Source organism: Roseivirga sp. (assembly GCF_965216855.1).
Lineage (GTDB): Bacteria > Bacteroidota > Bacteroidia > Cytophagales > Cyclobacteriaceae > Roseivirga.
Genome location: NZ_OZ244204.1, coordinates 3,706,377 through 3,726,168, shown reverse-complemented (window position 1 = coordinate 3,726,168; position 19,792 = coordinate 3,706,377). Strand labels below are relative to the sequence as shown.

Sequence of the window (19,792 nt, the reverse complement as noted above, 5' to 3'; positions counted from 1 at the left end):
CTTGCACCGCCAGAGATTACAGCCCCAGCAAACCCTCCATACTTAACTACAGTGCCAACCGTTTCTAGTCCTTAGCCAAGCATATCTGCAGACCCAAGAGCTATTCCTGCTGACAAGGTTCCACCTGCATCTAAAGTAGTATTCAACTCATTTTTATACCCCATTACAGTAGAGAACGTTCTTTCTTGTGGGTTCAAATCAATCTCACTTGGAATGGGTTGCCTCGGGGTTCTTTTAAAAATCCTTCCTACCGAACCCCAAAAGCTATTCCATGCTCTACTAAGTTTCTTTAATTTCTTGGGATCACCAGGCCCTTCTCCATTAAAATCAATCCATCTGATCGGGTTGTTAGCTGCATAAGCATAAGGTGTTTGGAAGTTATATTTATCAGCCAATGGATCAATAGTTGTAAACATCGATATCTGTGGGTTATACATTCTTGCTCCATAGTTGTACCAACCCAGATCAAAATTAGTGTCCAACTCTTTACCATTATACTTAAACTGATTAGGCTTACTCAGCGGTGCATTGGAAGACAATGCCTGAATATTCATGCCAAAAGGATAGTAATGATCTTCCTGTAACACTTTACTCTTGGTATGGGTAAGTCTGAGGTCATCAAAGTAGACATCATGCGCTGTGTTACTTTCATTAGACACGTAGACATAGATAAAGCCTGCTTCATTGATGGCTCTTTTCAGGTACAGTCTCTGGTGATCGTTGATGGTATCATTAGTCACCTGAGCAAAGCCAGCATCTACATAGTCAAAGTCTTTGTCAAAGAGGATATAGTTCAGATAGGCTCTCGGACTGTTAGCATCCAGTTCATTCTGCCCCACAAAGATATTCCCTGCATTGGCATTGATACTGGAAGTGATATTGGTTGTCTCTGAACCTGCCGGGCTGGCCCCACTAATCAGCCCTATCAAAGCCGACAGCAGGTTGGCTGAGCTTACCGAGTCATTGTCCGTATAGCCTGAGCCGTGGTTTATGACATTATTTCAAAGGACGTGCAATGGTATTTTAAGATTATCAAGCCACCAGATAATTGATAGCACCAAGGAAACAAAAACCATTTTAAGCTATCCTCAGCTTGTGTTTATTGTCTCAATAATACATTTCTACTTTTGAAAAAAGAAAAGGCCGTTCCCAAAACAGCCTTAATTTTTGAAATTTTCAATGCCTTATGCCCCAACAGATAATTGATAGCATTACCTACTATGCCTAGTATCTCTTGAATTCAGCAGGCGGAGGTGTAAAAAAATACGCGACCAAGGCTGCTGACAATAAGATAAACAAAACCCCTACTATGAAATTAAGGTTTCTCTGTTTAGTATCTTCTGACCCATCACTCATTTCAAAATAATTCCTAAGTGATTTTTCACCTCTCCAAGAATTCACCAACCACCTTAAAAAACCACCTATAATCAGTATAACTCGTCTTGTAAGAGCACCCATAATTACTTACCGTCTTTAAGCTTTAGATACAGTTTATAATCCATTTGACTTTTCTCAAACTGATTGAGCTTCTCAAATAATTGAGATCTGAATAAGTAAATATTCCAATCCAAAGAGTCCAATTGAATAGCTTTACTAAAGCCTTTCATTGATTCATCGTAAAGACCTAATTCCATATTTGCCCTGGCTGCATTATAATGAAAAGTCGCTACTTCTGAGTTAATAGATATTGCCGTCTCGAAACCTTCTAATGCTCTTTTAAAATTGCCCAATTTCAAAAAAACCAGCCCTCTGTCATTATAATAATCTTCATTCCAAGAGTCCATATCAATGAGGCTGTCCCAAATACCAAGTGCTTTCTCAAAATTATTAAAAGAAGAAGAACTCATTAAATTCGCCATATTAATTTTAGCCTGAACATTCTCAGAATCAAGTTTCATTGCTGAGGAGTAACTATAACTAGCCGAGTCATTTTTACCAGATTCTTCATAAGACATCCCAAGATTAACATAATAATCAGAGGCTGTATCATTGAATTGTATTGCCTTAAGATAGGACTTAATAGCTTCAGACTGCATATTTAATTCAGCTTCGCACAAACCCTTAAGATTCCACCAATAGTCATTCCTATCTTGGTTTGACAGAAGATAATGTAAATCCACAAGAGCATCAGAGAACTGACCTAAATTCAAATATGAAATTGCTCTTGTCTCAAATAAGTACAATGAAGAATCTCCTTTGGAAATGAGACCTGTAACATAGTTAACTACTTCTTGGAGTTCTTCCTGTGATTCCTTTTCAATCTCTTGCGCCAGGGTCAAACTACCACTGAAGAATATTACAAGAGTATTAATTGCCACCCTCCTTATTGAGTTTTTCATCTTCCTCACTGCGTACCATTCCATTACTGTTTCCATTATTATTTTGGGTTTCTTCTTGTATTTGATCTAAGTAGTCATCCCATACTTTCATAACCTCTTTCATAATTTTTTCATTAGTCCTACCCGTTTCTTGAGAGTCGAAAAGCTCTAAAATTATTCCAAAAGTATTGCTCAAACCCTTTTTTCCTAATTTCCCAACCGTTTTTATAGCCTTAGAGCCTCCTCCTGCAGCCCACTTTGTGAATTTCCTTTCTGCATACTCCTCTGCACCCACTTGTACAATTTCCTTACCAACTTCTAAAAAGAAATTCTTTCCATCAGATTCAGATTTTTTAAAGACTAAATCTCCGTCTTCAGTGAATCCAGTATTATCATTAATAACTTGCCAAAGCATCGCTTTAGCCTTTTCATCACCCCCATAATCACGGTAATTATTTTTAGCCACTAACTCAAAATAAGTGGTCCTCGCAAAATCGGACTTTCGTCTTATACCTCTCAAATAGCCTTCAGGAAGTTTAGGGTAAATACGTTGACTCTGGGTCCTTTGTGGACTTGGTTTCTTTGGTCCTTGCTGAGGATCCTGAGGCCCTTCACCATTAAAATCAATCCACCTGATTGGGTTATTGGCAGCATAAGCATAAGGAGTCTGAAAATTATAATCCATTGCCAAAGGATCGATTGTTGTAAATCTAGATATCTGTGGATCATACATTCTAGCTCCATAGTTGTACCACCCCAGGTCAAAATTAGTATCCAACTCTTTGCCATTATACTTAAACTGATTAGGCTTACTCAGTGGAGCATTAGAAGACAGTGCATTTATATTCATCCCAAAAGGATAATAATGATCTTCCTGTAGTACTTTGCTCTTGGTATGGGTAAGCCTGAGGTCATCAAAATATACATCATGGGCTGTGTTACTCTCATTAGACACGTAGACATAGATAAAGCCGGCTTCATTGATGGCCCTTTCCAGGTACAGTCTCTGGTGGTCGTTGATGGTATCATTGGTCACCTGAGCAAAGCCTGCATCTACATAGTCAAAGTCCTTGTCAAAGAGAATATAGTTCAGGTAGGCCCTCGGACTGTTGGCATCCAGTTCATTCTGCCCCACAAAGATATTCCCTGCATTGGCATTGATACTGGAAGTGATATTGGCTGTCTCTGAACCTGCCGGGCTAGCTCCGCTGATCAGCCCTATCAAAGCGGACAGCAGGTTGGCGGAGCTTACCGAGTCATTGTCTGTATAGCCTGAGCCGTGGTAGGCAAAGACTTCCATAGACAGGGTATCTCCTCTCATCACCTGTAGCAGTTTGCCTGGTCCTACCTGCCTGTTGGTATCATTACCTCTGAGTCTGACTACCTGATCTTCATTGGTGGTAGCATCAACTGTATAGTTGGCTGTGGCATTGGTCTCCCGCATATCTACATTCAGGAAGGTGTTTTCCTCAAAGGTCTGGTAGGCTGTTTCCATGGTAGCCAGGTAGATCACCTTCTCGTTCTCTGTGGTGAAGGTAAGCCTGGTATTACCCAAATGATCTTTGAGATAATAATCATAGATAAAGCTGTTGTCTGCCTTTCTTCTGACCCTACCTTCGGCATGGGCCAGTTGTTGTAAGACATCATCTTCATAGATAAAAGCTCCACTGTAATCTGTTACTGTAGTGTTGCCGTTGTCATTGACAGTTTTCTTCAGCTTGATCCCTGCTGCATCATAAGTATAGGCAATGCTCCTGCCCCCTGTAAAGATCACAGAGACTGGTAGGTTCAGGTGATTATAGGCTATGGAGGTGATGTCTTTGTTGGCATCACTGATCATGTTGCCATTGGCATCGTAGGTGTAATCTGTGCCAGTGGCATTACCATCTTTAAAACCATTGGATATGTCACCATTATCTAAAACACTCAACAGCCTATTGCCTGAATAAGTATAGTCTAAGTCATCCAAAGCAGTCGTTAAACTAGTGGCATTACGGACCAGATTCATGATATTACCATTCAAATCATAGCTGATAGCATCCACATCAAAGGTAGTAGGATCTGAGAATCCTCCCGCAAAACTAACATAATTTGCCTTTGTCAGTCGATTCAATGGGTCATAGTCATAGGTATAACCTGATTGAACTCCAGCACCTTCACTGAAGAGACTCCATCTCGCACCGGAAATGTTCCCATTATATGCTCTGCTGTTTATTCCTCCAGCATTTTCATTATAGAAGAGTTTCATACCGAAATAATCATTCTCTCCATCGCTTAAGCCGGAATCATTAATGTCAGTCATCCAGCCCCTGATATTGTAGAGGTAATCTACTGACTGCTCATAATTGGTACTGTCGGCTGAGTGCAGTTTTTTATCAATTAGCTCTCCCAATGCATTGTACTCATTATGAACCAGAATAACGGAATTGTCATCATTCACCTGATGACTCATCTCTAACAGCCTGCTGGCATGATCATAGGCATAGAATTCGGAAACAGTTGTTGCTTCACTACCATCATTATGGGTGAGTTTCGTTTCCAGTACCCTGCCTGTAAAATCATACCTTGTACTTGTTCTATCGACACCTCCAACATAGTTGTCGGAATATGTCTGTATTACTCTTCCTTCATCATCATAATAAACCAAGCCTTTGAGCCAGGTAGTGGTTCCCAAAACCTTAGTCATAGAGGCCACTGCCCTGCCTTTGGTGTTGGTAGAGTAAGTGGTAGGCAAACCTATCTCTTCCTGATAAGGATATAGTGACAGCACATAGCTGTTATAGTTATCATAGAAGGAAATTGTCAAGTAGTCATTCAAACTACTTACAGACGGGAACGCCTGATTAGTGTAGCCTTGTATTGGGCCTGTACCCCACTCTTCGTAAAGTAAACCGGCAAATAAATCAAGCTTCAGCTGCATTGCTTCCTGGCCTGTAGTCACTGCATCGGTATATATACCAGTCAATACAGGTCTGCTAAGAATATCATATTTAGTGAAGGTCCATTTATTTTCTACCCTTTGATTAGCATCCTGGCTAAGGACCAGTCTATCGAGTTTATCATAAACCATATATACCCAACCCGCACCAGGTACTCGTTTTTTGCTTATGCGGTTACGCCTGTCATATCTGTACTGAAAGGCCCATAGGTCTAAGAAATCATTATCAATACCATATGGTATAATTTCGGCACCCGGATCAAGCGTTACACCCTCATCAATGGTCACCGTAACGCCTTCAACATACATATAAGACCCTCCTGTATAATTAGCACTGGTAATAGTATGATCTTCTGTTAATAATGTATAACCTGATGGAACTGCAGAAAGATCTCCATTCTCGATGGCCTTTATAGCTTCCGGAGGTAACACCACACTAAGATTCCCAAAATCATCATACACGTAATATGTCTGGGCCCAAGGATTTAAGACATCTCCGGTCTCCAGTTTTTTAAGTATGACCTGACCAGATTTGTTGGTGTATTCTATCATCACATTTCCATCTTCGTCAGTAGTCTTGGATTTGATTAGCTGATTAGCTTCGTAATAGCCATTCAAGGAGATTGGAATAGGCAGGTTGTTACTTAGCCCAAAGAGTCTCACTTCACCCGAGTCATTTAGTTCATAGCTCATATTGATCACCTTGTCGGTTGAAGAACCTGCTATGGGTTGCCATGCTTCACCAGGAGCTCCTTGTTTCAAAACCCGATTCAATGGAGAGTTATCGAAAACAGAAACTGCGTAAGGAGCCAAATCGCTCGCCACCTTAGCGGTATTCTGATAAAATTCATACTGAGGGCTGAGGTTATAATCTGCAAATGAATTAGCCGCCACTCCCATAGGGTTGGCCTGATATACACCGCTATTATCTGTAACCACATATGGCAGGTACTGCTTTGGCTGTCTACCAAATTGGTCATAAACTGAAGCTTGTACGATATGACGTCTGTCTGGAGATGCTTCTACTGCAACTGTTTCAATTGGTCTGCCCAAACCATCAGCATATTGAATATTAACGTTCTTCTCACCAATAATCAGCGTATTAAGTGATGTCTCATCGGTAATGCCTTCAAGCAGAACTATCGTAGACATTACGTAGTTTTCATCGCCAGGATCAAAACCTGATGCATTACTAACAATGACAGGATCACTTACTCCGCTTTGGCTCACTCCACTGACCGTGACAGTCAGGGTATAACTACCTGTTGCAGCCGCTTCATAAGTACTACTTGTTCCTACTGTTTCACCATCTTTCTTCCATTCATAGGTATCAAAAATGCCTGAGGAAGTAAATAAGACCTTCTCTTCCTGTCCACCAATTATAGGACTTCCTATCACCAGAATATCAGGATCAGGAACTGTTGACGCCACTATGGTACTGGAATAACCTGAATAGATATCCTTACCTTTAGCTCGAACTCTATAGTAATAGTTGACACCTGGTTCCAAACCAGTAATTACCTCTTCAGTTAAGGAACCGGAAATCCTCTTGTTCTGGTAGCCATTTAGGAAATCTGTAAAGGATACGTCTTTTGCCACATCCAGCCTATACTGGAGAGCTTGTCCGACTGAGTTCCATTTCGCCTTAAAAGAAGTAGTGGTTTGGTCTGACTCTTCCAGCGCTGTCGGAGTCCCTATGTCAGTATAAGTAGAAACTTTAAACGATTCATCTGAATTCACTAAATCAGCCCCAATAGATACAAGTTTGTAATAATAGTTTGTACCATGATCAAGTCCATTGACGAGACGGTTTGTACCCGTCACTACAATTCCATCATAAGAAGGATGGTTGGGTGAAAAATCAATATATTCTGAGACATATAGTTTGTAACTACTCACTCCTTCTGCAGCAATCCAGTTGGCTTCAAAAGAACCCAATCCTATATTGGTTGCTTCACTCACATCTGGCGGTAGAATATCTGTGGTTACGGTCAGTGGGTCAGAAACCAATGAATTTTTATCTTCCCCTTGAGCCATTACTCTAAAATAATAATGCTTACCCGCCTCTAATCCTGTAATTGATTCTGAAGTTGTAGTTCCATTGGCGATCAACTTTCCATTATAGCCCGGAAGCATATTAACAAAGTCACTGTCGTCTGAAACATCCAGTATATAAGACTCAGCTCCACCTACCAAAGACCAATTAGCAACGAAAGAAACCGAAGTAATGTCAGTACTGGACAATGTCGGCTTAGCTATATCAGTGGTGGCAGCAATTGTTGGTACAGAAAAATCAGAGGACACATCCTGAGAACTTACTGACTTCACTCTGTAGTAGTAAGTTTTACCTGGTATAATTCCCAAATCAATAACATGACTTGCAGTAGACTGTCCTGTAATGATACGTGGATCATAAGATGCAACAGGATTTTCCAGGCCACTATCACGATAAACGTAAAGTTCATATTTACTGGCAGCAGCCACTGTTGTCCAATGAGCAGTGAATTCCAGTTCACCTATATTGGTAGCAGCATTGGTTGTCGGAGCTGCCAGTAAAGTGTTCGTTTCAATAACATTAGAATTGCCTGAAGTTGCTGCGCCAGATTTAGCACGCACCCTGTAATAGTACTTTTTACCAGACTGCAAGCCTGTTACTGTCTGGTTGGTTTCGTTAACATCCAGCGAATCGTAAATACCTACAATGTTCGCGAAGAGAATATCTTCGGCCACATCAAGTTCATAGCCCACAGCATCGAAAACACCTCCCCAATTAGCCTGGAAACTTGTTGTTGTTACAGCTGTCGCAGCATTAGCCGTGGGAGCTATCATCAATGTGGTTGTGGTCACCGGACTGGAATTACCAGAAGTAATACTTGGCCCTACTGCGCGAACACGTGCATAGTAAGTCGTTCCATAATCTAAACCCGTTACCTGCTGACTACTGGTCGATCCTCCGGAAATAGCAAATTCCTCATAACCAAAGAAGAAAGTCGTGAAGTTCTCATCTTCCGAAACATCTAATTCATATGATACCGCTCCACTCACAGGAGTCCAGTTTACATAAAATCCGGTAGCACTTATTGATGTTGAACTTCCTATTGCAGGTGCTGAGATCGTTGTATTGGTCTCTATAGTTGAAGAGTTACCCGAATCTGCATCCGGCCCATCTGATTTTAATCTGTAATAATATCGTTGCCCTTCTGAAAGTCCTGTTACAGTATGATTAGTGCCGCTCACCTGCTTACCTGCATAACCCGATACTGGTGTCAGAAAATCACTACTCTCTGATACATACAAAAGATAATTAGTTACTCCTGATGCTGCTGACCAATTGGCACGGAAGGATGTAGGGGCCTGGTTGCTCGCAGACAATACTCCCGGAGTCGATATCGATGTATTAGCAGTTATATAACCAGTTGAATAACCCGACTCCAAATCCGGCCCCTTTGACTTTACTCTGTAGTAATAGTTCTTACCTGCCTCAAGACCACTAACCACCTGATTGATCCCCGTCACTTCCAAACCATTATACCCAGGTACAGTCGTGGTCAGAGTGTTATCAGGATACACATACAAGCGATACTGAGTAACTCCCGTAGCCGCTGACCAGTTGGCACGGAAGGAGGTAGAGGTTCTATTACTCTCTTCACTCAAAGCTGGCGCTGAGATAGTAGTTGTTGCCGTTACATGCCCCGTTGAGTAACCTGACTCTGCATTCGGCCCTTTTGATTTTACTCTGTAATAGTAGTTCTTACCTGCAACAAGGCCACTAACTACCTGATTGGTACCCGTTACTTCTATACCAGAATATCCGTAGATTGGTGTAGTCAAATCACTATCATATACATATAACCGATATTGGGTAACTCCTGACACAGACGACCAATTGGCACGGAAGGATGTGGCAGAAAGATTACTCGCTGGACTTGTTGCAGGCGGTGTGATGGTCGTTGTTACAGAGGTAAAAGTAGAATATGTTGAATTGACATTTGACCCAACAGACCTCGCCCTATAATAGTAAGTCTTTCCCGCCTCCAAACTAGTCACCACTCTGTTGATACCTGTAACATTTATCGTTTGAAGGTTTTCTGTAAAACCTGAGTTAGTCGCTACCTGTAAATCATAACTTAGTGCTCCATCTTCAGAACTCCAATTGGCCTGAAAAGATGTATTCGATATAGAAGTAGCGGAACTAACAGTTGGTGCTGATATTGGCAGAGTCACCGAACCCACATTGGACTCAATTGACTCATCATCTTCACCTACCGCTGTAAGTCTAAAGAAATATTGTACTCCTGGTGTTATAACACCCGATACATCATAACTGATGCTTGATCCTCCTGTAATAATCTTGTTCTCAAAGTCTGTTAAGTAACTTGTAAAATTACTGTTAGTAGATACATCCAGCTTATATGAGGTAGCTCCACTTATAGCTGACCAGTTAACTCTGAACCCAGATGTGCTTACATTGCTCGATGTTACCGTAGGTGCCGATATAGGAGTTATAACTGTAATTATATTAGAACTACTAGATACTGCTGATGAACTACTCACTGCACGTACTCGATAAAAATATTCCTTACCTGGTGTAAGAGATGTCAATGGCTCACTCGTACCTAAAACCGTCTTGCTATTGTACCCTGCTAAAAAAGTAGCAAAATTATCTGCTGACACATCTAATCGATAAGAACTCGCATCTGGTACTCCTCCCCAATTAGCCTGGAAACTTGTCGTTGTTACAGCTGTCGCAGCATTAGCCGTGGGAGCTATCATCAATGTGGTTGTGGTAATCAAAGTAGAATTAGATGAGATTACACCGTTACTCCCAACAGCCCTGATACGAGCATAATAAGTGGTGCCATAATCTAAACCCGTGAGTGTATGATTGCTGGCAGACCCTCCACTGATGGTTCTATTATTATAATTGGTTATGAAGCTTGTAAAATTACTATTTTTAGAAACATCTAAACGATAGGAAGCAGCTCCTGAGGAAGGAGTCCAGTTAATTCTAAAGCCTGACGATGTGATATTAGATGATGTATTTACAGAAGGAGGAGCAAGAGTGGTATGTGCTGTAATAGTTCCAGAGTTCTCTGATATACAACCAAGGGATGAAACATTTCTTACCCGATAATAATAATTCTGACCAGGAGCAAGCCCGGTTACTACACTATTTATGCTGTTAACTATTTTACCTTGAAAACCTGAGACAAAGCTGGAAAAGCTGCTATTAGTTGAAACATCAAGCCTGTATGAAGCCGCACCAGTGGCAGTATTCCAGCGAGCCTTGAAGGATGTATTACCATTTTCAATTTCTTCTATTGCCGTAGGAACAGCAGGTACCTCTACTGTCATTTCCACTGAATTACTATAAACAGTATTGTTCTGCCCTGGAGAATTAACAGCCCTTCTATACCAGGTATTCGTTGTCAGCCCTGAAGGAAAAGAATATTCAATGCCAGTAGCTCCTGAAATATTTATCCAGGTGGAGTTATCGGTAGACTTTTGCCATCGATATTCATAACCCGTACATCCCCCCGTAGGAGGGCTTGCATTCGTCAATGCAGCACCATAGTCATAACAAACAGTATCTTCTCCGCCAATTGAACCAGGGTATATGGTTTCTTCAGCAATAGATATTCCGCCTTTCATTGCAGAAACCGGATCACCTGTACTTTGCGATCCAGAATACTGCACAATACCAGTCCCCCCTCCGGCAGTCCATTGAACTTCCACTGTGGTATTTGTGTAGGAAACCCTCGTTCCTCCCGTTATTTGCCAGGAAGTACTAGTTGCTGGTTGCAACGTTGTTCCCGATGGTATATTCAATGTATAAGTATAAGTACCGCAGGTTGTGGCAGGTGAGGATGGTTCGCTAATTGAAAGTCCAGTACCCTGAGCAAAAGAAAAGGACGATACAAGGCAAAGTAAAAACAAGGAATTAAACGCCCTCTGTATGTTTATTGTTAGTTTCATTAGTATCTTCTTAAGGTTAGGGGGGACTAGTTATTTTTGTAGTGATAGGTGTTAGACTTTAGAATATTCCCTTCATCATCTCTGACCAGTTTTAAACGATTGAATGAATCATACTCATAATACACTGTTTCTCCATTCGAATCGGTCTGAGATGTAACTCCTACTCCTATTTTATAAGTAATTGCAGCAAAAGGCACTAAACTGGTAATGGATGATTGTGACTTAAGTTCTGAAATAAACTCGGCCCAAACCTGTTTGTGCGTCAATGAGGTCATATCAGAAACATACATGAGTAAACTTTCCAAATCAGTAACTGAGCCCGGTTTTGAAGTCCAGGCATTAATAGCGGATTGCACGGCTGAATTCAGGTCGACACTGGATATATTTTGTCCTTGAATTACGGGCATCGTATTGTCATACCCCCATATATAGGATATCCTGATTCCTCCTTCTTTAGATACCTCAGTGGGATTTCCCAGGTTGTCATAGGAATGATAGTTTACACGAGTCTCTGGTGCATCATCTCCCTTAGCAACATCTACCTTAGACTGGTATAACTGATCTGTATTGAATTCATTGAAAAAATTCCTCACCACAGAAAGAAGCATGCTTCCCTTATAGGTTTTTTGTTCTAAAACTGTAGCCAACATATTTCGATCTTTCAATTCGTTGGTAACAATAGTATTAAGCCAACTAGGTGCGTTGTAAGCAAATGTGTTCTTTGTCTCTCTAAGAATACCATCACTCCCAACAGTCGTAGACCTCGAAATATTATAGTATCCCGAATCCAGTGATAGGTCATCCCAATAGTTAATCGTAGTTATTTCTAAAGGATCCGATGGGTCGGTCATATCATATTGTCGCGAAACAGTCTGCTTAAGGTCTATTCTACCTGAATAAATATTATACCACTCAGCTTGATAGCCTGGAGGACTACCTTCTTCAACAGAAGGTCGTGTAACTACTCTTAAACCAGTGACAGAAGTATATCCATCAATTTGAGGAGGGTTTTGACCATTGTTCTCTTCATTGCTTAATGGAATCGCAAAATTGAACTGGTAGGTATTTTCGGTCTCACTTACCTTTTCAAAAGAAGTACCATTCCATGCATAGTTTGTTTGTTTTTTAAGCAAGCCACGAAGGAAGTCTCTATCATCTGCCTGAGCAAAAGGGTAAATTGAGAGTTTCCCGGTAGGAAAGTATGTAGACTGATACTGATTTTCTCCTGAGAGGGGTTGAAAAAAGTAAGCATCATAAAGGTTGGGATAATCTTCTGGAGAGGTATATTCATAAACAGTTTTTCCCATTACCTCAGCATCTCCTCTTACTTCCGTCACTTTCTTATACCCCACCATGGAACCACTAGTAGACATAAGTGGATAAAGAGGAGTAAGTGCTCTTACATAACCAATTGGCTTATAATCAGTTGGAACAAAAGGAGGATCCAACAAGTCAGTATAAATCTCTTGATAAAAGTATCTTGGGATTGTAACTAATCGCCCGGTTGAATTGCCCGACTCTCCATTTTCACCATAATAAAAATATCTGATTACATCATTAGCCGATGAAATGCCGTCATGGTCTTTGATAGATTTAATTCTTTGACCTCCAACATACTTGACATTGGTTTCAACTTCATTCTCAAATGATAAGGTAAGTTTATCGATAGGGCCTGAATAGGTACACCCTCCCCCCGTCTGATACTGAAATTTTGTGTAATAACTACCAGGCCTTAGGAATATATTGTCATCATAACCCAGAAGGTTACCGTTGCTTCCGAATTCCAAAAAAACATTTTCCACTTCCTCATCTGTATTTGCATCATAAAAAGCGCCAACAATATTACAATCCTTCTCAGGAATTAGTCCCATCATCCTAACTACTGCAAATGCATCCACTTCTAGCTCAACATTGAATACAGATGATGGCTGGTTGTTGATAGGAACTTCTACCGAAACAAATTCTTTGTTGTTAGGCAGTTCATCAGAAACAGCTGTATTTGCTTCTAATTCAAACTCAGTATACCCTCCAGTTGGGTAGGTTATTTTTCTGAGTACACTAAACTTCCCATAATCTGGATTTGCTTCCCGATTGGCATCTCCAGTTAGAGCCAATTTTTCTACCGGCACCCAAGTTCCATTAGGACCTGAGTTTTCTATTGTAAAATAATTGAGCCTTGAGACAGGCTCAGGAGATGTGTTAGATTCCTCTCCATTATAAAAACCCCAATGATCTATGGCATAACTGTATCTATGTGGGAGATTACCTTGATAATATTCAAAAGAATAAGGAGGTAAAGAAGCGGTTTCAGAGCCATTAAATTCCTGGACCTGATCCAATTTCAAGCGTTTAAAATAATCTCCGGGTATTGATGCTGTGTAGTTGTAAACAGGATAAGAAGGCTCATGATCGATAGGATATATTCCATCTTGACCGAAATAGCTATAACCCAGTTTGAACTTCTTCAAAATAGTAGTGCTGTCGGGCGCAACTACCTCAATGCTCTCTAAATACTTATCATTTAAATAATCTATCCGGGCATCGGTGGATATATTGAACCTAACATAACCACCTGGATAACTAATCTCCTTTATTCTTTTGGCTTGGGTTGTATGCCAACTTTTAGTCATATTCTGCTCTTCTGAAAATGGCATATTACTATTCAGAATAGCTTGTGGAGTAAAGGTTGTATGTCTTAGGTTAGCTAAATCGTAATAAGAGAAAGACAATAATACATTGCCATTAGAATCCAATACTCTATCAATATACCAAGATGTTACCCCATTCGGCACATCTGAAGGACTTTGACTCTGACCAAGAGATTGAGTACGCTCTTTATGATTAAACACATACTTAAACCCTTGATTATCGATTATTGTAAATTCATCAATTTCAGTGGTCTTGGTATACTCAATATGAATATTGCTCTTAGATTTCTGAATTACTGTTCCTTCTCTGCCAAGAAAGAAAGAGCCAGAAAGTCCATTGAAGTTAAAATGAAATTTGTCTGGCTCTTTATCTTTTGACCCATTGGTATATCCCAGCATTTCTACCGGATCATATACATCAGGTTGAGAAAGGTATATATAACCAGTTCCTTTGATTGTTTCATCGTCCGGTAGATCTCTGATTGACCTTGAAACGCTACCTGTCGCGTTTAGAGCCCAACCCAATCCCACCCAGGGAGCTATAGACTCAACACCAATACCTTGAAATGACACATATGATAAACTCACCGGAAATTGATACCCCCTGGATTGAACGGTATGTAAAGGAATGGATAGGCTAGGTTGACCTGTGTAGTAGTTCACCGGAGAATTTCCACTTTGAATTATTGAAACCGCCTCAGGAGAAGGTGGGATAATTTCCGGTAGCTCTTGACTTTGCAGGTTAATAGCCAGGAAGGTTCCTGCAATAAACAGTAATAATCTATTCCTCATTGGTTGTCTTTCTTTTCTAATGTGTCAATTTTCTTTATAAGCATATTCAGGATATTGCGAATTGCGATATTTTCTTCTTCCAAGGCTTTATATTTCCCTTTTAATTCATTCAATTCTCTTTCCTGCTCAAGCGTATAAAGCGTCAATTCCTCAATTTTTTCTAATAGCTTTAATTGCAGTTCTCCGAGATTTTGGCCTAATCTTTCTATTTCCGTTGCTGCTGGAATATTGGGTAAATGAGAATTCTTTTTGATATAAGTAGCCAATTCACTAAGGGCAAGAAGTTGATAGTCATTAGAAAAAACATAATCCGGTACTGAACCGGGTGATGCAGATACAACAACCTTCTTTGCCGATAATGTATCGTCTACAATTAGCTTTGAGTGAAACATACCCGTACCAGCAACCTCTAATTTATGTGAAACATTACCTACTCCGATACCCACATTTCCATTCAAAAAAGAGATATCCGATGCACTTGATTCCCAAAGCCCAACATCACTATTGATATTTAGAGTCTTTGTTGTTTCATCCCAATTGAGGCCATTTCCTGCTAGTGACATTCCTAAACTACCTCCACCATTTATATGGTAGCTCTCAGCCGAAACTGATTTAGCTTTAAGTATTCCTTCTGTAATTGTTAAATCATCGCCACCAGCTCCTTTGAAAATATATTCGGAAATCAAAAAATCATCTAAAGTTGAGAATACCATTGCTGCACCAAGATTAGTCCCAATCTCAATAGAAACGGCTGACTCTATATTCCCTACTGAATTATCAATTGCATGAACATTAAGCAGTTGAACAGTTGAGTTATTCAGGTCGACATTTCCAAATTCGTAGAACAGAGCATTGTTCAATGAATCAATATCAAGCTTATTGGTGGATGGGTTCCAAGCCAAACCGTACCCTGCTAAACTTGCTCCATTAGAGCTTGTTGTAGCAGTCGTTTTGGTGTATCGAATGCCCACATTTACTACTGAAAAAGGATTCATTACACTAACACCGGTGCTGAGACCAGTCTGCCCCACACTGGAACTAGATAATTCTACAGTTGGGTTAGTATCAGAATTATAAAAAAAGGCGACACCTCCAGCTTCCACTCCAAGTGAACCGTTACTTTGCGGTGTACCACTAAATCCGCCAGAAGAACTTATTTTGAAAGAGTGATTGTGCTCTGGTATATCTATAATTTTTTCTACGCCTCCAATTTGCCCTAGTGTCCGGTTGGTCAAACCAGAGCCTTGGCCGGCCCCTAAGGCCATTCGTCCTCTCCAATCAGGTAAATTAAACGTTGTTGATCCGTCACCCGAACCATATGTAGTGCCAATAACTGCAAACAAGTCGGAAAATAATGCTCTGCTAATGGCCGAACCATCTGCAAAAAGCACTCCATCAGGTACTGTGACGCCAGCATATTCTACTCTTTCACCAACGAAACCATAGGCAGGTAGACTATCTGCATTCTGAAAGTAAAAACCTTCAGACGGCCCTTTAGCTACCAAACTGACCTTGACAAAGATCACGAGTAGAATTAATATAAGATTTTTGAAATGTGCTGATAGTATCTTCATGAAATGTGTGTCTATTAACTCATGAAAAAAGAGATTATTAATATATTCTCCAAACCAAAACTTGTTTTATATGAATAATCATATTTATAGAAGTATGACATGATTATATAATAACTTCCTTTACAAGAAGACAGGACAACTCAATCTGAATCTTTTACTCAATTGTTAATTTTTGAGGTCTTAAAAAAGTGAAGAAGACATAGTAGATAAGTCATATTTTACTCACAACTCTTAGACTTTCAAGGAAATACACCTTATCCACTCAAAAAAAATCGTTATTCGACTTTATACACGACTTCTTTTCTCATATTCCATTAGTTTTAATTCATATAACATGAGAGCGCTGATCATACCTTCCATCTGTTTTTTAACCTTCTTGGCCAATTTGTCCTATGGACAATCAGGCTTTAAAGAGGGCTATATTATTTCTACTTCAGGAAGTATATTAAATGGAGAGATAAGTATATCTAAAAGCAATGGCACCCCTCAGGAATTCAGGTTCAGACAGAATGATAAAAGCGAAGCCCTGGTAATCAGCAAAGATGATGCTTACTATGTGAGATCAGGGAATGAAATCTACGAACTGCATCAGGTAGAAGTAGATGAAAGGCCGCGGCAGGACAGAACCTTTGATCGTGAACCTCAGATTGAAACCTCAATGGCCAATGTATTTATTCAAAAGCTGTATGGAGCTGAGAACAGCCTGTATCAATACATAGATACAGAGGATAATATTCGCTTCTACCTCATGTCTGATGAAAGCCTATTTCTACTCACTCAACAAACCTATCAAACCAGCGAAGGACCCAAAACCATCAATCCATATAAAGAGGCGCTCACCGAGCTTTTGACAAATTGCAATAACAGCACTACACTCGTTGAAAATACTGATTACTCAGCTTACTCCCTTGTTGAAACCATGGCGAGCTATAATGACTGCATCAGGTACACAGGCGATGTCTACCGACTGAAAATTAAGAAGCCTGCAGAAAAGAGACTAATCTCCCTCAACCTGAGTGAACTTAACCTCACTTTCACTCCCACCATTGGTATCAGCTCTACTGATCTCAATTTTGAAGGCGATCCGGCAAGGTATATAGTCGAAGCTAACTTTGAATCAGAAACAGCATTGGCCTATGGACTTATGACAGAACTACGTTTTAAAAAAGATGCTTTTTGGGGTATTGGCCTTACAGTTATGCATACCTCTTTAAAAGCGAGTGCCAATACTTTCAGGCAAACGACAAGTACAACCTGGGTAAGTACCGACAATGAGCTGGAAGCGAATTATATTAAACTGCAACCAACTGCCCTTTTCCATTTCAATCTCAATGATTTCAGTTTAACCTTAGGAGGTGGACCTTCCATCGGCTACGGTTCAGAGAAAAGAAATTATACAAGGTATACTACCAAGCTAACCAACAACACCATTATCACTGAACACAAGGTCTATGAGCCTTTTCTTAAAAAGGAGAAAGGTTGGGTCGCACTGGTAGGAGTGCTCTATCAAAGACATGGCCTTTATTTCAGGTATGAGTCGGGTGATGGCGTTTCAGGTGATGAAAGTATGCCTTCTACCACCAAGAGGCTCTACTTCTCCTATGGGTTTAGCTTTTAATCTAAACATTCAGCGATAAGCCTTTGGTCGGGGCTCACCGGCAGTTCTTGACTCATCAGTCAGTTCATGGTTGAACCTGATCAGTGATCTTCTGTTTAACTCTTTCCATAAGGAGTCATTGGCAAAGATCTCAGGTCGCGCAGATAACCAGTGAAGATCTTTCAGCTTGCCTAAGAAGAGCATAGCATCGTACATATCCTCTCTTAATGTGGGCTGAACCTCACGCTGTTCTACTACCGTGCCTGCAGGTACGATGGCCACAGGAGCAGGAATGCTCCCCAGCCAGGTATCTTTTATAGAGGCAATTGTCTCTGTGGGATAATCATCCATTTTACTTTCGATTCTCTCCGTATGTTTGCCAAAACCAGTGATTACCTGAATCAGGTAATTAGAACCGGGAAAAGTTTCTTCGATCTGAAGGTTAATAGAGGGAGTTCTCGACATAGGTGATGGTTGAAACAATTTACTTAGATGAGCACCACCAGCAATAATCAGAGCCTTCTCTCCCTTCTTCAACACTTCTTCTACAACAATTGAGGCAAACACAGCATTTCGATTACTAAATGCTCTGTATGATTCCCTGTCATGTACCTTGCTCCAGTCAATGGGCGGATCGGCCGCTATCAACCTGATCTGGTCATCAGTATCTAATCCTTGATTAATCGCTCTGACATGCGCAATAAATTCTGAGTAAACACTGGAACTCCACGGGTCTACGGGAGATTGGGTGGTGTTCATCCAAACTTTTTGAAGCTCCGAATCAGTAACTGGTTTGCCTGCGATATAATCATCCAGTATCGGTTGATAGAGGCTATTACCAAACTCCACCACAATATTCTTTACTCCCATTTGAAAGCCTCGGCTGTCCAATAAGCTATTCAAGAAGTCGTATTGTTCCTTCAGGGCGTGAGACTCACCTATCGCTACAATCTCATAAGTCTCAAATCGCTCCAGAATATAGTCAACGCCATTCTGTGGAACCGGGTCAGTCTGGCCGAAAATGAAGGTTATGGATAAAAAGTAAGCCCATAAAACCAGGGAAACAGTTCGATGCTTGGAAGAGAATTTGGCAGAGCATAAAGAAATCATTTCTGAATATTTTTTGAGTTGTCATCGGATTTGAGGCTTAAATATATAATTTATGTAAGCGCTTACATAAATTATATTCAGTATTCCTTTATAAATCTATTGTCCTCCACCATATCAATGGAGAATTCACTATTCCTAATTAGCTGCAATTTTCATACATTCATTATCTCATAAATAACACACATATGAAAACTATCTGGAACTCCGTTTTGGCAGCTGTTGTACTCTCTTTCAGCTTCCTTAGTTTACAAAGCTCTCATTCCAACCAATACCTTTCAGATTCCTATGCTACGGAATATTTTCTGGAGCAGGACTCTATTGTGCGGGGAATCTCTTTCGCCTCATTTCAAAAGCTAACTTCTAACCTGGACACTATTCCCAATGCCATGAATAAGGCCTGGCGTCTTTGGAAAGCCGAGAAATGGGATAAACTGGAAGCTTACTTTGAAAAGGAAAACCTCAATGGTGAATATCCTCCGGCAGATGGTTTCATTAGCATTGATACGGTAGTATTGGCCGATGATACCAAGATAGATCGCTACGGAAGTCTATGGGGCACTTTTGTTGCACCAACCGGTACTCCTTTTGGACAGCGGGCCTTGCCAGCCTCCTCAAAGGCCAGAGTCTACTATCAATTTGAAGTAACCAAGGATATACCTGGTGTTCTGAAGGGCAAGGCCATTCCCTGGTTTAATGAGCCGGGTGAAGGTATTCAGTATATGATGCCCAAAAGTATGAAGGACTTAATTAAAGAAGGCTACATCATTATTCTGGATTCTATTATCCCTAATACATTGGTAGATAAGTATGGTGAATAACCATACTTATCTACCATACCA

Annotated in this window: 8 protein-coding genes; 2 read left to right on the top strand and 6 right to left on the bottom strand. The window is 40.5% G+C overall.

Features of this window, described 5'->3' with window-relative positions:
- Window positions 1-71: 71 nt before the first annotated feature.
- The 5 genes from ACOOEY_RS16430 to ACOOEY_RS16410 form a co-directional block, all read right to left on the bottom strand.
- A complete protein-coding gene (locus tag ACOOEY_RS16430) occupies window positions 72-929 on the bottom strand; it encodes an RHS repeat-associated core domain-containing protein (protein WP_420385811.1) in 858 nt (285 codons plus the stop codon).
- 531 nt (window positions 930-1,460) lie between these two features.
- A complete protein-coding gene (locus tag ACOOEY_RS16425; protein WP_420385810.1) occupies window positions 1,461-2,375 on the bottom strand; it encodes a tetratricopeptide repeat protein in 915 nt (304 codons plus the stop codon).
- Window positions 2,308-11,232, bottom strand: a complete 8,925-nt coding sequence (locus ACOOEY_RS16420) for a fibronectin type III domain-containing protein (RefSeq protein ID WP_420385809.1) — start codon at window positions 11,230-11,232, stop codon at window positions 2,308-2,310. The genes ACOOEY_RS16425 and ACOOEY_RS16420 overlap by 68 nt, the downstream gene beginning before the upstream one ends.
- 26 nt (window positions 11,233-11,258) lie before the next feature.
- Window positions 11,259-14,672, bottom strand: a complete 3,414-nt coding sequence (locus ACOOEY_RS16415) for a hypothetical protein (protein ID WP_420385808.1) — start codon at window positions 14,670-14,672, stop codon at window positions 11,259-11,261.
- A complete protein-coding gene (locus tag ACOOEY_RS16410) occupies window positions 14,669-16,246 on the bottom strand; it encodes a tail fiber protein (RefSeq protein WP_420385807.1) in 1,578 nt (525 codons plus the stop codon). The genes ACOOEY_RS16415 and ACOOEY_RS16410 overlap by 4 nt, the downstream gene beginning before the upstream one ends.
- Before the next feature lie 334 nt (window positions 16,247-16,580).
- On the opposite strand from ACOOEY_RS16410, the gene ACOOEY_RS16405 reads away from it, so the two are divergent.
- Window positions 16,581-17,864 carry a hypothetical protein gene (locus ACOOEY_RS16405; protein ID WP_420385806.1) on the top strand — a complete coding sequence of 428 codons (1,284 nt, stop codon included), beginning with the start codon at window positions 16,581-16,583 and terminating at the stop codon, window positions 17,862-17,864.
- 9 nt (window positions 17,865-17,873) lie between these two features.
- On the opposite strand, the gene ACOOEY_RS16400 is transcribed toward ACOOEY_RS16405, so the two are convergent.
- A complete protein-coding gene (locus tag ACOOEY_RS16400) occupies window positions 17,874-18,953 on the bottom strand; it encodes a hypothetical protein (RefSeq protein WP_420385805.1) in 1,080 nt (359 codons plus the stop codon).
- A gap of 185 nt (window positions 18,954-19,138) precedes the next feature.
- On the opposite strand from ACOOEY_RS16400, the gene ACOOEY_RS16395 reads away from it, so the two are divergent.
- Window positions 19,139-19,771 (top strand): TNT domain-containing protein, encoded by a 633-nt coding sequence (locus tag ACOOEY_RS16395; protein WP_420385804.1) that lies wholly within the window; start codon window positions 19,139-19,141, stop codon window positions 19,769-19,771.
- The last annotated feature ends 21 nt before the right edge of the window (window positions 19,772-19,792 follow it).

Coding starts and splice junctions, on each gene's coding strand:
- ACOOEY_RS16425 (WP_420385810.1), bottom strand. CDS start 2,375: ATGGAAACAGTAATGGAATGGTACGCAGTGAGGAAGATGAAAAACTCA.
- ACOOEY_RS16420 (WP_420385809.1), bottom strand. CDS start 11,232: ATGAAACTAACAATAAACATACAGAGGGCGTTTAATTCCTTGTTTTTA.
- ACOOEY_RS16415 (WP_420385808.1), bottom strand. CDS start 14,672: ATGAGGAATAGATTATTACTGTTTATTGCAGGAACCTTCCTGGCTATT.
- ACOOEY_RS16410 (WP_420385807.1), bottom strand. CDS start 16,246: ATGAAGATACTATCAGCACATTTCAAAAATCTTATATTAATTCTACTC.
- ACOOEY_RS16405 (WP_420385806.1), top strand. CDS start 16,581: ATGAGAGCGCTGATCATACCTTCCATCTGTTTTTTAACCTTCTTGGCC.
- ACOOEY_RS16400 (WP_420385805.1), bottom strand. CDS start 18,953: ATGATTTCTTTATGCTCTGCCAAATTCTCTTCCAAGCATCGAACTGTT.
- ACOOEY_RS16395 (WP_420385804.1), top strand. CDS start 19,139: ATGAAAACTATCTGGAACTCCGTTTTGGCAGCTGTTGTACTCTCTTTC.